Consider the following 14,468-nt stretch of genomic DNA (forward strand, 5'->3'; position numbering starts at 1 on the left):
ACAGATGAATAATCATTTACAGCCATACCATGTGGTGCACCGGGTCCAAGATCGAATCAATCACTGCGCAGGCCGCATTACGTTGCGCGAGTGGACGCCTGCGGGCGAACAGCAGCTCACCTGGACACAGGCCGGGCAGCGCATTCAGCGCATTGCCAGCGCGCTCTTAGCGTTGGGGCTGGATGTTCAGGAACGGGTTGCGATTTTCTCTCATAACTCAATGAACTGGTCGCTGGCCGATCTGGCGCTGCTGCACCTGCGTGCGATCAGCGTGCCGATCTATGCCACGAATACGGCGGCACAGGCGGCATTCATCATCAATGATGCGGATATCCGTACGATATTCGTCGGTGGTCAGGAGCAGCTGGATGCGCTGCTGGCGCTGCGGGACACGTGCCCGCAACTGCGAAACATTATCGTGATGGATGAAGGCGTTAACCTGCGCGGTAGCGACATCGCACAATCTCTGCATGAATTTGAAGCGCAGGCCGTAGAAGATTTCTGGCGTGATGAATGGCAAACGCGTATCGACAGTCGCGATCTCAGCGATCTGTTTACGCTGATTTATACCTCTGGCACTACCGGTGAGCCGAAAGGTGTCATGCTGGATTACACCAACATGGCGATGCAGCTTAAGCTGCATGACGATCGTCTGGATATGTCAGAAAATGACGTATCGCTCTGTTTTTTACCGCTTTCCCACGTATTTGAGCGCGCCTGGAGCTTTGTCATTATGCACCGCGGCGCGCAGAACGTGTATCTCAGCAACACGAATCTGGTGCGTGAGGCAATGCAGACGGTGAAGCCTACCGTGATGTGCGCCGTACCGCGTTTTTATGAGAAAGTGTATAGCGCTATCCATGAAAAAGTGGCGCAGGCGCCGTGGTATCGCCAGCGGCTATTTAACTGGGCTATCGCGCAGGGGCAACACGCTTTTCTGGCGAGCCAGACCGCGAAGAAGGGCGGTCTTTTCCGCCGCGTTATGCACCACTATGCAGACCGTCTGGTGTTAGGAAAACTGCGCCAGTTGCTGGGGGGCGAGATTCGCTTTATGCCAGCCGCAGGCGCGCGACTGGATGACAACATCATTCTGTTTTTCCGCTCGATCGGGATTCGTATCATCTATGGCTACGGCATGACCGAAACCTGTGCGACGGTTTCCTGCTGGGAGGAAGGTCGCTTCCGCCTGGGCTCTATTGGTACGCCGCTGCCGGGCATTGAGGTCCGCATTGGCGAGGAAAAAGAGATTCAGGTGCGCGGTGCGACCATCATGCGGGGTTATTTCCACCGTCCGCAGGAAACCGCAGACACTTTTACCGAAGATGGCTGGCTGAAAACCGGCGATGCGGGGGAACTGGATGCCAACGGTAACCTGTTTATTACCGAACGGTTGAAAGATCTGATGAAAACCTCCGGCGGTAAATATATTGCCCCGCAGCATCTGGAAGGCACGCTGGGACAGGATCGCTTCATCGAGCAGGTTGCGATTATTGCGGACACGCGTAAGTACGTGTCTGCGCTGATTGTTCCCTGCTTCGAAGCATTGGAAGAATACGCTCATTCCATCAATCTGAAGTACCACGATCGTCTGGAGCTGCTGCGCCACAGCCATATTATTGAGCTGTTCGAGCAGCGCTTGCGGGAGATGCAGAAAGAGCTTTCCCGCGTGGAGCAGGTGAAGAAATTCACGCTGCTGCCTGTGCCGTTTTCGATGGCAGAAGGGGAGCTGACGCCAACGCTCAAGCTGCGCAGGAAGATCATCAACCAGCGTTACCAGCTGGAAATTGATGCAATGTACGCAGAGTCTTGATGATGTCGTAGGCCGAGAAGCGCGTTTCCTGAAAAGAAATGTGGTTTTCGGCCTCAATATTTCACTCTGTAATTTATGGCCTTCATGGACGATCTCTCAGGTCTGAAGGTTTCCAGTTAGTATTTTATCTCAGTTCCTTTTTCCCTCACGTTCGATTTCCCCTAGGCACGATTAAGGGCGGTGGTTTTTTGCCGTTTGTCTGCGTCATAATCTGGCGTTATGTTAATGGGTTATCAGTAATCCCTATAATATTTCGTATTCTTGTACTAAAAGTTAACAGTATTAATACAATGTGAGTTCGGGGATTTCTCCCGATCAATACAGAAGCGGATTCCGCTTTCTGAACAAAAGAGGCAGACCCATGGAGATGTTGTCAGGCGCCGAAATGGTGGTCCGATCGTTGATCGATCAGGGCGTAAAACATGTGTTCGGTTATCCGGGCGGTGCGGTGTTGGATATTTACGACGCCCTGCATACGGTTGGTGGTATCGAGCATATTTTGGTGCGGCATGAGCAAGGTGCGGTACATATGGCGGATGGCTACGCGCGCGCGACGGGTGAGGTCGGCGTCGTGCTGGTCACGTCTGGTCCTGGTGCGACCAACGCGATTACCGGTATTGCTACTGCCTATATGGACTCCATTCCTATGGTGGTGTTGTCCGGTCAGGTTGCGACTTCGCTGATTGGCTATGACTCCTTTCAGGAATGCGACACGGTGGGCATTTCCCGCCCTATTGTGAAGCACAGTTTTCTGGTCAAGAAAGCGGAAGATGTCCCGACGATTCTGAAAAAAGCGTTTTATCTGGCATCGACCGGACGTCCAGGACCGGTGGTGGTCGATCTGCCGAAAGACGTCATGAATCCGGCGAATAAACTGCCGTACGTTTATCCTGAAAGCGTCAGCATGCGTTCCTATAATCCGACGGTTCAAGGGCACAAAGGTCAGATTCGTCGCGCGTTGCAAACCCTGCTGGCGGCAAAAAAACCGATTATCTACAGCGGCGGTGGCGTCATTAATGCGGAGTGTCACGAAGAACTGCTGACGCTGGCGGAAAAACTTAATCTGCCAGTGACAACCTCCCTGATGGGGCTGGGCGGCTTTCCTGGCACGCACCGTCAGTGCCTCGGTATGCTGGGGATGCACGGGACATATGAAGCCAATACGGCTATGCATAACGCCGATGTGATTTTCGCCGTAGGGGTGCGTTTCGACGATCGAACAACGAACAATCTGGCGAAGTACTGCCCGAATGCGACGGTTCTGCACATTGATGTCGACCCCGCGTCGATTTCCAAAACGGTAAACGCCGATATCCCTATCGTGGGCGATGCTAAACAAGTATTAACCCTGATGTTGGAGTTGCTGGCACAGGATGGCGCACCGCAGCAGTTTGATGCGCTGCGTGACTGGTGGCAGGGTATCGAACAGTGGCGTGGGCGTCACTGTCTGAAATACGGCACCGAAGGCGATAAGATTAAACCACAGGCAGTGATTGAAACGCTGCATCGGCTGACCGAAGGCAAAGCCTATGTGGCATCGGACGTCGGTCAGCACCAGATGTTCGCTGCGCTGTATTATCCGTTCGATTTACCGCGCCGCTGGGTGAACTCCGGTGGACTGGGCACGATGGGCTTTGGCCTGCCTGCGGCATTGGGCATCAAACTTGCGCTGCCGGAAGAAACGGTGATTTGCGTAACGGGCGACGGCAGTATTCAGATGAATATTCAGGAGCTTTCTACGGCGCTGCAATATGATCTGCCTGTGGTGGTCATTAACCTGAACAACCGTTTCCTCGGCATGGTGAAGCAGTGGCAGGACATGATCTACTCTGGCCGCCATTCCAGTTCTTACATGGAATCATTACCGGATTTCGTCAAGCTGGCTGAAGCGTACGGTCACGTCGGGATTTCTATCGATACGCCGGACGAACTGGAAAGCAAGCTGTTGCAAGCGCTGGCGCAGAAAGACCGTCTGGTGTTTGTTGATATCAACATCGACAGCAGCGAGCATGTTTACCCCATGCAGATTCGCGGCGGGGCGATGGATGAAATGTGGTTGAGCAAAACGGAGAGGACCTGATCATGCGTCGGATTTTATCAGTATTACTGGAGAATGAATCAGGCGCCTTGTCACGTGTCGTCGGCCTGTTTTCCCAGCGCGGCTACAACATCGAAAGTCTGACGGTGGCACCAACCGAAGACCCAACGCTATCTCGTATGACTATCCAGACGGTAGGCGATGAGAAAGTGCTGGAGCAGATCGAAAAGCAACTGCACAAGCTGGTGGATGTCCTGCGCGTCAGCGAGCTTGGGCAGGGCGCGCACGTTGAGCGTGAGATCATGCTGGTGAAGCTACAGGCTACAGGCTATGGTCGTGAAGAAGTGAAACGCTGCGCCGATATTTTCCGCGGCCAGATCGTGGATGTCACCGCTTCGCTTTATACCGTACAGCTTGCTGGCACCAGCGATAAGCTGGATGCGTTCCTGAGTGCCGTACGTGAAGTCTCCGAAATTGTTGAAGTGGCGCGCTCTGGTATCGTCGGCGTATCGCGCGGCGATAAAATCATGCGTTAATCGACTTTTCGCTGCTTTTTCTTTTAAGAGGCCCGATAATAGTATCGGGCCTTTTTATTTCCCTTATCTTATATAGACACAATATATTCAGCTTAAAAGACATCCATTATTGATATGGCAGCTTGAAATATGTCGGTAACGTGATAAAAGCAGTTGCCGTACAAAAGCTTCTGCTGTTAGATCTACGCCATATCCATGATGATTTTATGGTCATCACACTATTTATTGAGCCGGCCTACTTATTTTCCGGCCTACTAAGGGGTTACCGTGAAACTGGATGAAATCGCGCGTCTTGCGGGTGTTTCACGCACGACAGCCAGCTATGTCATTAACGGGAAAGCAAAACAATATCGCGTGAGCGATAAGACCGTTGAGAAAGTCATGGCTGTCGTCAGGGAGCACAATTATCATCCCAACGCCGTCGCGGCTGGATTACGTGCCGGGCGTACGCGTTCAATTGGTTTGGTTATTCCCGATTTGGAAAATACCAGCTATACACGCATCGCTAATTATCTGGAACGTCAGGCCAGACAGCGCGGATATCAGCTATTAATTGCGTGTTCAGAAGATCAGCCAGACAATGAGATGCGGTGTATTGAGCATCTGTTGCAGCGCCAGGTTGACGCGATTATTGTTTCTACCGCATTACCGCCGGAGCACCCGTTTTATCAACGTTGGATAAACGGCAGCCTGCCGATTATTGCGTTAGACAGGGCGTTAGATCGTGAGCACTTCACCAGCGTGGTGGGGGCTGATCTTGAAGATGCTGAAATGCTGGCACAGGAATTAAGAAAAGTGCCTGCGAAATCGGTACTTTATCTTGGCGCTTTGCCTGAGCTTTCTGTCAGCTTCCTGCGTGAGCAGGGGTTCCGTCAGGCGTGGGCGGGCGATCCGCGCGAAGTGAATTACCTTTATTCTAATAGCTATGAACGCGTGGCTGCCGCTGCCGCGTTTATGGATTATTTGAAAAATAATCCTATGCCCGAAGCGTTATTCACCACCTCATTCCCGCTATTGCAGGGAGTGATGGACGTCAACCTGAAGATTAACGGGCGTTTGCCGAATAATCTGGCTATCGCGACCTTTGGGGACAATGAACTGTTGGATTATCTGGAGTGTCCGGTATTGTCTGTCGCTCAGCGCCATCGTGAAGTCGCGGAACGCGTACTGGAGTTGGTGTTGGCCAGTCTGGATGAGCCGAAAAGGCCGAAACCTGGTTTGAATCGTATCCGGCGTAATCTGTATCGTCGTGGTTCTTTGAGCCGCGCGTAATCTCGACCTGTTTTTTGCGCCATAGATCGCTATGGCGCCTCTTCTTTACCCTACCTCAATTCACTTTTACGGCAAGGCGACCCGGAATAGCCGACGGCAATATTCCAGAAAGTAGCCATATATCACGCCTGTCACCATCGACACCACCAAATTACTGGTAACTGCGGTCAGGATTTGCGCGGGGTTAGCCCCGATAGACCAGAGAATGATGGCGTAAACCGGGGATTGGAAACTGACATAGGCAAACAGATCGGCGACGCTGCGTACCAGGAAATGCTCACCGCCGTGACGTCTGGCCATATTCAACACGCGATCGCGGTAAAGCCCATACGGCCAGGCAATGGCAATATTGACGGGGATAGATAACAAACGTGAAGACAGCGATTGCTCGAAGCTCATACCGGAAAGCATGATTTCTATCGCCATGCCGGTGATGAAACAATAGACAACGAGCGCAAAGGTATCTGCAGTGGCACTTCGCAATCGTGACGTCGGGGAAAACATGCCTGGTTGCTCCATTCTTAGGGCGGATAAACTGGTGTAATGGTTTAACGTGGTTTTTTGTCATGCTTTATTTTGTTTGCGTAGTTTACATCACTGCATGATTGGCTTTGTACTAGGTAAAAATATTTATTTGTGAGTGTTTTTTATACTTTCCCGCTACTTTATATCTGCCCGGCAATTTTCCCGTTTTTTTATCGCGCCAAGGGATTTAAAATTATTTAAAAACAAATTGTTATGGTTTTTTGGTGAAAGACCTTTCTGTATGGGAAGGAATTGCGTTAAAGCATTAAAGGAAGTGAGTAGATGACCGATAAAACAGGGTTGCTTGTGGTGCTCCATTTTTAATGCGTCTTTGAGGATGAGGGACGCTTAATGTATTCGACACATTTCCTGAGCCTGCTTTTCTTTTCAGGAAACCGCATTCGTCGGTGGGGCATCAATTAACGTAAATCGGCTGATTAATGAAGAATCGGCGATGTTGATGTTAAAAATGTGACATTGAGCAGATGTTAACCGCTACGGTATGATGCTGCGGGCTTGTGTAGGCCTTGGTATTCAAGGTGTTCGGCTTGGTAAGACTATTCTGAAAACTGCTGCCTTTGGTATCAGCTTGTGACAATAAAAATAATCGATATGCCGGAGTTGGTGGCTATATGTTTGCAATGTTCCCGTTCCGTTATGAATTTTCCTCAAATTATCATGACGTTAATCTTTGTTAATTCTGACTCCTTATTCCTTTTACCTCTATGACGGCCCCAATTCATTCAGGAATAATCCCAAAGCGCGCCAGCTCTGGCTTGACAAGGTTTTCATACCCTCCGTACACTCTTAAAGGTGGGATTTTGTGGGGTAAAGTGGTGAAAAAGGTTATGGAGGGGTAACTCAGGTATGTTTCGTGGGGCTACGCTGGTTAACCTCGACAGTAAAGGGCGCCTTGCTGTGCCTACCCGATATCGGGAAATGCTGAACGGGGAATCGCAAGGTCAAATGGTTTGCACCATTGACCTGCATCAGCCATGCCTGCTGCTTTATCCCTTACCTGAATGGGAAATTATTGAACAAAAATTGTCGCGCTTGTCGAGCATGAACCCTGCTGAACGTCGTGTTCAGCGTTTGTTATTGGGGCATGCCAGCGAGTGCCAAATGGATAGTGCAGGGCGTTTGTTGATTGCGAATACGTTAAGGCAGCATGCGGACCTCAAAAAAGAAGTGATGCTAGTCGGGCAGTTCAACAAGTTTGAACTGTGGGATGAACAGACTTGGTATCAACAGGTCAGGGATGATATTGACGCTGAACAATCGACTCAGGAACCTTTGTCTGAGCGGTTGCAGGACCTATCGCTATAGCCATGCTGGAAAATTATAAACATACCACCGTCCTGTTGGATGAGGCAGTAAATGGCCTGAACATTCGCAGCGGCGGCATATATATCGACGGCACATTTGGCCGTGGTGGTCATTCTCGTCTGATTCTTTCCCAACTGGGGCCGGAAGGACGTCTGTTAGCTATCGATCGCGATCCTCAGGCAATTGAAGCCGCCAAGGCGATTGACGATCCTCGTTTCTCTATTATTCACGGACCGTTTTCCGCGATGGCGGAATATGTTGCGGAACTCGGGCTTACTGGGCAGATCGATGGCGTTCTGCTCGATCTTGGCGTTTCTTCTCCTCAGCTTGATGACCCTGAGCGTGGGTTCTCATTTATGCGTGATGGCCCGCTGGATATGCGCATGGATCCGACACGTGGCTTGTCTGCCGCGGAATGGCTGATGAAAGCGGAAGCTGATGACATTGTCTGGGTCTTGAAAACGTTCGGCGAAGAGCGTTTTGCCAAGCGTATTGCCCGCGCCATTGTGGAGCGTAATCGTCTCGACCCGATGACGCGGACAAAAGAACTCGCTGAATTGATCGCTGCCGCCAGTCCGATTAGAGAAAAACATAAGCATCCGGCAACGCGCAGTTTTCAGGCGATCCGCATTTACATCAATAGCGAATTGGAAGAGATCGAACGTGCGCTAGAAGGCGCACTGAGCGTACTGGCTCCGCAAGGACGTCTGTCGGTGATTAGCTTCCACTCGTTAGAAGATCGGATTGTGAAACGGTTTATTCGCCATCAGAGCCGCGGGCCACAGGTGCCAGCAGGCCTGCCGTTAACGGAAGAACAGTTGCGCAGCCAGGGCGGACAGACGCTAAAAGCTGTCGGCAAGAAACTGATGCCTTCGGAAGCAGAAGTTGCGGAAAACCCACGCGCGCGCAGTTCTGTTCTGCGCTTCGCTGAGAGACTGCCAGCGTGATCGGTAACGAGCGGCATACTCTGGTCGGCGTCATCGGTGAGGATTTGCTGCGTAATGCAAAGCTCCCGGTGTTGCTGATGATTGCCGTGCTGGTTTCTGCGGTCTTTGTGGTCACCACGGCGCATAAGACACGTCTGCTGACAGCAGAACGCGAACAGCTGCTGCTGGAGCGTGATGCGTTGGATATCGAATGGAGAAACTTGATCCTGGAGGAAAACTCACTAGGGGATCATAGCCGCGTGGAGCGGATCGCGACGGAAAAACTGCAAATGGGGCACGTTGATCCGTCACAGGAAAACATTGTGGTTAAGCAATGAACTAAATAGGCAACCAGCTAAGCATGAAAGCAGCCCGTACAGGAAAGTTAAAGCGCCAGGAAGATCAAGCCAGCTTTGTTAGCTGGCGTTTTGCGTTGCTTTGCGGCTGTATCCTGCTTGCGATGGTTGGCTTGATGGCGCGTGCGGCTTATCTTCAGGTTATCAACCCAGACAAACTGGTGCGCGAAGGGGATATGCGTTCTCTGCGCGTACAGGAAGTGCCAACGGCACGCGGCATGATAAGCGATCGTGCTGGCCGTCCTTTGGCCGTCAGCGTGCCGGTGAATGCCGTCTGGGCCGATCCGAAAGAAGTGAACGATCGTGGCGGTATTACGTTGGATACGCGCTGGAAAGCACTGTCTGATGCGCTCGATATTCCGTTGGATCAGCTGGCAACCAAGATCAACGCTAACCCGAAAGGGCGCTTCGTGTACCTCGCTCGCCAGGTGAATCCTGCCATTGGCGAATATGTTCATAAACTGAAACTGCCGGGCATTAATCTGCGGCAGGAATCTCGCCGGTATTACCCTTCTGGACAAGTGACCTCTCACCTCATCGGCTTCACCAATATCGATGGTCAGGGTATTGAAGGCGTTGAGAAAAGCTTTGATCGCTGGCTGACCGGGCAACCCGGTGAACGAACCGTGCGTAAAGACCGCTTTGGTCGCGTGATTGAAGATATCTCTTCTGTTGATAGTCAGGCTGCACATAATCTGGCGCTGAGCATTGATGAGCGTCTGCAGGCGCTGGTTTACCGCGAACTCAACAACGCGGTTGCCTTTAACAAAGCTGAGTCAGGAACGGCTGTGCTGGTTGATGTGAATACCGGTGAAGTGCTGGCGATGGCGAATAGCCCGTCTTATAACCCGAACAATCTGGCGGATACGCCGAAAGAGATTATGCGTAACCGCGCCATCACCGATATCTTCGAACCGGGTTCTACGGTTAAACCGATGGTGGTAATGACGGCGTTGCAGCGTGGTGTCGTCAAAGAAAATAGCGTGCTTAATACGCTGCCTTACTACGTCAACGGTCATGAAATCAAAGACGTGGCGCGCTACAGCGAATTGACGCTGACGGGCGTGCTACAGAAATCGAGTAACGTCGGTGTTTCCAGACTGGCGTTAGCGATGCCTTCCTCTGCGCTGGTAGATACTTACTCACGCTTTGGATTAGGGAAAGCGACCAATTTGGGGTTGGTCGGAGAAAGCAGTGGCTTATACCCTCAAAAACAACGGTGGTCTGACATAGAGAGGGCCACCTTTTCTTTCGGCTACGGGCTGATGGTAACACCGTTACAGTTAGCGCGAGTCTACGCCACTATCGGCAGTTTCGGTATTTACCGTCCGCTATCGATTACCAAAGTCGATCCACCCGTTCCAGGCGAGCGTGTCTTCCCTGAAGCGCTGGTGCGTTCCGTGGTGCACATGATGGAAAGCGTGGCGCTGCCCGGCGGCGGCGGTACCAAGGCGGCCATCAAAGGTTACCGTATCGCGATTAAAACCGGTACGGCTAAAAAAGTTGGCCCGGATGGTAAGTACATCAACAAATATATTGCCTACACGGCGGGTGTGGCACCAGCCAGTAACCCACGTTTTGCTCTGGTTGTCGTGATTAACGATCCGCAGGCAGGGAAGTACTACGGCGGCGCGGTTTCTGCGCCAATCTTTGGCGCCATCATGGGCGGCGTTCTGCGTACGATGAATATCGAACCGGATGCGTTGCCGACAGGCGACAAAAACGAGTTTGTAATTAATAGAGAAGAGGGATCAGGTGGCAGATCGTAATTTGCGCGATTTACTTGCGCCGTGGGTGCAAGACACTCCGGCGCGCGCGCTGCGGGAAATGACATTAGACAGCCGCGTTGCGGCTGCCGGGGATCTGTTTGTCGCGATTGTTGGGCACAAAGCAGATGGACGGCGCTATATTCCGCAGGCAATTGCGCAAGGCGTAGCAGCGATTGTTGCCGAAGCTGAAGGTGAGGCCGCTGATGGCACCGTTCGCGAAATGCACGGTGTGCCAGTGGTGTATCTCAGCAACCTGAACCAGCGGCTGTCCGCGCTGGCAGGCCGTTTTTATCAGCAGCCTGCGGAAAAGTTACAGCTGATTGGCGTAACGGGAACCAACGGAAAAACGACGACGACTCAGCTTCTGGCGCAGTGGAGTCAGGCATTAGGCGAAACGAGTGCCGTGATGGGTACCGTAGGCAATGGCCTATTAGGTCGAGCAATTCCGACAGAGAATACGACAGGGTCTGCTGTTGATGTTCAGCAGGTGCTGAGCCAACTGGTCGATCAAGGTGCGACGTTCGCCGCCATGGAAGTGTCCTCCCACGGTCTGGTGCAGCATCGTGTGGCTGCGTTGCCGTTCGCGGCGGCGGTGTTCACTAACCTGAGCCGCGATCATCTTGATTACCATGGCGATATGGAAAGCTACGAAGCGGCCAAATGGGCGCTGTTCTCCGAGCATCGTGTTGGGCAGATGATTATCAACGCAGATGACGAAGTCGGACTGCGCTGGTTGGCGAAGCTGCCGGATGCGGTTGCCGTCACTATGGAAAACAATCTTGTCCCCGGCTGCCGTGGGCGCTGGCTGAAAGCGACACAGATTGATTATCACGATAACGGTGCCACGATTGCGTTTGATTCAAGCTGGGGGCATGGCGAAATTGAAAGCCGCCTGATGGGCGCGTTTAACGTCAGCAATATGCTGCTGGCGCTGGCAACGCTGCTGTCTCTGGGCTATCCGCTCGATAAATTGGTTATCGCGGGCTCTCAGTTGCAACCGGTATGTGGCCGCATGGAAGTTTTCCATGCTGAAGCAAAACCAACGGTCGTTGTGGATTACGCCCACACGCCAGACGCGCTGGAAAAAGCGCTTGAAGCGGCACGCTTGCACTGTCAGGGGAAACTCTGGTGTGTGTTTGGCTGTGGTGGCGATCGTGATAAAGGTAAGCGCCCACTTATGGGCGGTATCGCAGAACAACTGGCCGACCGCGTTGTGGTTACCGATGATAACCCGCGTAGTGAAGAGCCTCAGGCAATTGTTGCCGATATTCTCTCTGGGCTGCTGGATGCCGGGCGCGTTCAGGTGATTCACGGACGTGCTGAAGCGGTCACTAGCGCGATTATGCAGGCGCAGGAAAATGACGTGGTGCTGGTTGCGGGTAAAGGGCACGAAGACTATCAACTGGTGGGCAATCAGCGTCTCGATTATTCCGATCGCATCACCGTTGCCCGCCTGCTGGGGGTGATTGCATGATTCGTGTCTCCTTGCAGCAGCTTGCCACGGTGCTGAATGCGCAGCTGATTGGCGAAAGCATTGATATTGAAGATGTTTCAACCGATACGCGTAAGCTGACGTCCGGCGGTTTGTTTATCGCGCTGAAAGGCGAGAAATTCGATGCACATGATTACGCTGCGGATGCGGTAAAAGGCGGTGCGGCGGCTCTGTTAGTCAGTAAGCACTTACCTATCAATGTGCCGCAACTGCTGGTGAAAGATACGCGTCTGGCGCTGGGCCAATTGGGTGCTTGGGTTCGTCAGCAGTCAACGGCGCGTGTTGTCGCCCTGACAGGCTCTTCCGGTAAAACCTCGGTTAAAGAGATGACGGCGGCGATTCTGCGACAGTGTGGCTCCGTGTTGTATACCGCTGGTAACTTCAACAACGATATCGGTGTGCCGCTAACGCTGCTGCGTCTGACGGCGGAACACCAGTTCGCAGTGATTGAGCTGGGGGCAAATCACATTGGTGAGATTGCCTATACCACCGATCTGGTGCGGCCGGAAAGCGCACTGGTCAACAATCTGGCCGCCGCGCATCTGGAAGGTTTTGGTTCACTGGCCGGCGTGGCACAGGCGAAAGGCGAGATATTCTCTGGTTTGCCAGCAGACGGCGTAGCGATCGTGAATGCAGACAGCAACGATTTCCCGCACTGGCAGGTCATGCTGAATCATAAAACCGTCTGGCGTTTCTCACCGCAGGCTGCTTGCGATATCGATTTTTTTGCCAGCGACGTAGAGATTTTGGCGCAAGGCACGCGTTTCAGGCTGCATACACCGTTTGGTGAAACGCAGGTTCTGCTGCCTTTACCGGGTCGACATAACATTTCTAACGCACTGGCGGCGGCTTCGCTGGCGATGTCCGTCGGAGCGACGCTGGAAGCCGTTAAAGCCGGATTATCTCAGCTTCAGGCGGTACCGGGGCGGCTGTTCCCGATAGCTTTGTCTGAAGGCAAGCTGCTGCTGGATGACAGCTACAACGCCAATGTCGGTTCAATGACGGCGGCGGCACAGGTGCTGGCAGAGATGCCGGGCTACCGTGTGATGGTCGTTGGTGATATGGGCGAGTTGGGGGATGAAGCCCCTGAGTGCCATCGTCAAGTGGGCGAAGCGGCGCGTGCTGCGGGCATCGATCGCGTATTGAGTGTGGGAACGTTGAGTGAATTGATCGGCACTGCCAGTGGCAATGGTGAGCATTTTCAGGATAAAGCCGCGCTGGTTTCACGTTTGAAGGTGCTGATGTCAGAACATAACGTCATCAGCGTATTGGTCAAAGGCTCACGCAGTGCTGCGATGGAGCAGGTTGTACATGCATTACAGGAGAATGCGCAATGTTAGTATGGCTGGCCGAACATTTGGCCAAACTTTATACCGGCTTTAACGTCTTTTCTTATTTGACGTTCCGCGCCATTGTCAGCCTGCTGACCGCATTGGTTATTTCCTTATGGATGGGGCCGCACATGATTGCCTGGCTGCAGCGTTTGCAGATTGGGCAGGTTGTGCGTAACGAAGGGCCGGAATCACATTTCAGTAAGCGCGGAACCCCGACGATGGGGGGCGTGATGATCCTGGTGGCGATTATCGTTTCCGTTTTGATGTGGGCGAACCTGTCTAACCCGTATGTCTGGTGCGTACTGCTGGTGTTAGCGGGCTACGGCGCGGTCGGCTTTGTTGATGATTACCGCAAAGTGGTCCGTAAGGACACCAAGGGATTGATCGCTCGCTGGAAATATTTCTGGCAGTCGGTGATTGCGCTCGTGGTGGCTTTCACCATGTATTCCATCGGTAAAGATACGCCAGCCACGCAGCTGGTTGTGCCGTTTTTCAAAGACGTAATGCCGCAACTGGGCCTGCTCTATGTTGCGCTGGCCTACTTTGTGATTGTCGGCACCAGTAATGCCGTAAACCTGACTGATGGTCTGGATGGTTTGGCAATCATGCCGACTGTGTTTGTTGCGGCGGGTTTTGCACTGGTGGCATGGGCAACAGGGAACATGAACTTTGCTGGTTACCTGCACATTCCGTATATCCGCCATGCCAGTGAACTGGTGATCGTCTGTACCGCGATTGTGGGCGCAGGGCTTGGGTTTCTGTGGTTTAACACCTATCCGGCGCAGGTCTTCATGGGGGACGTAGGTTCTCTGGCGCTGGGCGGCGCGCTGGGGACTATTGCGGTCCTGCTGCGCCAGGAGTTTTTATTAGTGATTATGGGCGGTGTCTTCGTGGTCGAAACGCTGTCGGTGATTTTGCAAGTCGGGTCCTTTAAGTTGCGCGGGCAGCGAATTTTCCGCATGGCGCCGATTCATCACCATTATGAACTTAAGGGCTGGCCGGAACCGCGCGTGATTGTGCGCTTCTGGATTATTTCGTTGATGCTGGTGCTGATTGGCCTGGCAACGCTGAAGGTACGGTAAGA

The 14,468-nt window shown here is 52.7% G+C and carries 12 protein-coding genes; 11 read left to right on the forward strand and 1 reads right to left on the reverse strand.

What is annotated here, in order from left to right; translation table 11 throughout:
* The first annotated feature begins 4 nt into the window (after positions 1 to 4).
* The 4 genes from MYB54_RS03070 (at position 5) to cra (ending at position 5,656) form a co-directional block, all read left to right on the forward strand.
* Entirely contained in the window at positions 5 to 1,810 is a 1,806-nt protein-coding gene (locus MYB54_RS03070; protein ID WP_205564649.1) for an AMP-dependent synthetase/ligase, read from the forward strand.
* A gap of 361 nt (positions 1,811 to 2,171) precedes the next feature.
* The gene (gene ilvI, locus MYB54_RS03075; RefSeq protein ID WP_248721489.1) at positions 2,172 to 3,890 is read left to right on the forward strand and encodes an acetolactate synthase 3 large subunit; all 1,719 of its coding nucleotides are present in this window, start codon (positions 2,172 to 2,174) and stop codon (positions 3,888 to 3,890) included.
* Between the two features lie 2 nt (positions 3,891 to 3,892).
* Positions 3,893 to 4,384, forward strand: coding sequence for an acetolactate synthase small subunit (gene ilvN, locus MYB54_RS03080; RefSeq protein ID WP_010681718.1), 492 nt, complete (start codon positions 3,893 to 3,895; stop codon positions 4,382 to 4,384).
* 267 nt (positions 4,385 to 4,651) lie between these two features.
* A complete protein-coding gene (cra, locus tag MYB54_RS03085; protein ID WP_039278293.1) occupies positions 4,652 to 5,656 on the forward strand; it encodes a catabolite repressor/activator in 1,005 nt (334 codons plus the stop codon).
* A 66-nt stretch (positions 5,657 to 5,722) separates the two neighbouring features.
* Here the strand turns inward: cra and MYB54_RS03090 are convergent, their stop codons facing one another.
* On the reverse strand, positions 5,723 to 6,160 hold the full coding sequence (locus MYB54_RS03090; RefSeq protein WP_010681525.1) for an L-alanine exporter AlaE: 438 nt from the start codon (positions 6,158 to 6,160) through the stop codon (positions 5,723 to 5,725).
* Positions 6,161 to 7,048: 888 nt separating this feature from the next.
* On the opposite strand from MYB54_RS03090, the gene mraZ reads away from it, so the two are divergent.
* Genes mraZ through mraY form a run of 7 tightly spaced genes read left to right on the forward strand, consistent with a single transcriptional unit; the run spans position 7,049 to position 14,466 of the window.
* Positions 7,049 to 7,507 carry a division/cell wall cluster transcriptional repressor MraZ gene (gene mraZ, locus MYB54_RS03095; protein WP_010298042.1) on the forward strand — a complete coding sequence of 153 codons (459 nt, stop codon included), beginning with the start codon at positions 7,049 to 7,051 and terminating at the stop codon, positions 7,505 to 7,507.
* 2 nt (positions 7,508 to 7,509) lie between these two features.
* Positions 7,510 to 8,454, forward strand: coding sequence for a 16S rRNA (cytosine(1402)-N(4))-methyltransferase RsmH (rsmH, locus tag MYB54_RS03100; protein WP_010681524.1), 945 nt, complete (start codon positions 7,510 to 7,512; stop codon positions 8,452 to 8,454).
* On the forward strand, positions 8,451 to 8,771 hold the full coding sequence (gene ftsL / locus MYB54_RS03105) for a cell division protein FtsL (RefSeq protein WP_014916655.1): 321 nt from the start codon (positions 8,451 to 8,453) through the stop codon (positions 8,769 to 8,771). The genes rsmH and ftsL overlap by 4 nt, the downstream gene beginning before the upstream one ends.
* Positions 8,772 to 8,794: 23 nt before the next feature.
* The gene (ftsI, locus tag MYB54_RS03110; RefSeq protein WP_014916654.1) at positions 8,795 to 10,558 is read left to right on the forward strand and encodes a peptidoglycan DD-transpeptidase PBP3; all 1,764 of its coding nucleotides are present in this window, start codon (positions 8,795 to 8,797) and stop codon (positions 10,556 to 10,558) included.
* Positions 10,545 to 12,032, forward strand: coding sequence for a UDP-N-acetylmuramoyl-L-alanyl-D-glutamate--2,6-diaminopimelate ligase (gene murE / locus MYB54_RS03115; RefSeq protein WP_119871983.1), 1,488 nt, complete (start codon positions 10,545 to 10,547; stop codon positions 12,030 to 12,032). Before ftsI ends, murE begins: the two co-directional genes overlap by 14 nt.
* Positions 12,029 to 13,390, forward strand: a complete 1,362-nt coding sequence (gene murF / locus MYB54_RS03120; RefSeq protein WP_119871984.1) for a UDP-N-acetylmuramoyl-tripeptide--D-alanyl-D-alanine ligase — start codon at positions 12,029 to 12,031, stop codon at positions 13,388 to 13,390. Before murE ends, murF begins: the two co-directional genes overlap by 4 nt.
* Positions 13,384 to 14,466 carry a phospho-N-acetylmuramoyl-pentapeptide-transferase gene (gene mraY, locus MYB54_RS03125; protein WP_010298023.1) on the forward strand — a complete coding sequence of 361 codons (1,083 nt, stop codon included), beginning with the start codon at positions 13,384 to 13,386 and terminating at the stop codon, positions 14,464 to 14,466. Before murF ends, mraY begins: the two co-directional genes overlap by 7 nt.
* The last annotated feature ends 2 nt before the right edge of the window (positions 14,467 to 14,468 follow it).

Source organism: Pectobacterium nicotianae (assembly GCF_023272715.1).
Classification (GTDB): Bacteria; Pseudomonadota; Gammaproteobacteria; order Enterobacterales; family Enterobacteriaceae; genus Pectobacterium; species Pectobacterium brasiliense.

Bases quoted from the DNA above. Each gene is read 5' to 3' on its own strand.
- murF (WP_119871984.1), top strand. From the start codon at position 12,029: ATGATTCGTGTCTCCTTGCAGCAGCTTGCCACGGTGCTGAATGCGCAG.
- mraY (WP_010298023.1), top strand. From the start codon at position 13,384: ATGTTAGTATGGCTGGCCGAACATTTGGCCAAACTTTATACCGGCTTT.
- MYB54_RS03090 (WP_010681525.1), bottom strand. From the start codon at position 6,160: ATGTTTTCCCCGACGTCACGATTGCGAAGTGCCACTGCAGATACCTTT.
- ilvN (WP_010681718.1), top strand. From the start codon at position 3,893: ATGCGTCGGATTTTATCAGTATTACTGGAGAATGAATCAGGCGCCTTG.
- MYB54_RS03070 (WP_205564649.1), top strand. From the start codon at position 5: ATGAATAATCATTTACAGCCATACCATGTGGTGCACCGGGTCCAAGAT.
- ftsI (WP_014916654.1), top strand. From the start codon at position 8,795: ATGAAAGCAGCCCGTACAGGAAAGTTAAAGCGCCAGGAAGATCAAGCC.
- mraZ (WP_010298042.1), top strand. From the start codon at position 7,049: ATGTTTCGTGGGGCTACGCTGGTTAACCTCGACAGTAAAGGGCGCCTT.
- ilvI (WP_248721489.1), top strand. From the start codon at position 2,172: ATGGAGATGTTGTCAGGCGCCGAAATGGTGGTCCGATCGTTGATCGAT.
- rsmH (WP_010681524.1), top strand. From the start codon at position 7,510: ATGCTGGAAAATTATAAACATACCACCGTCCTGTTGGATGAGGCAGTA.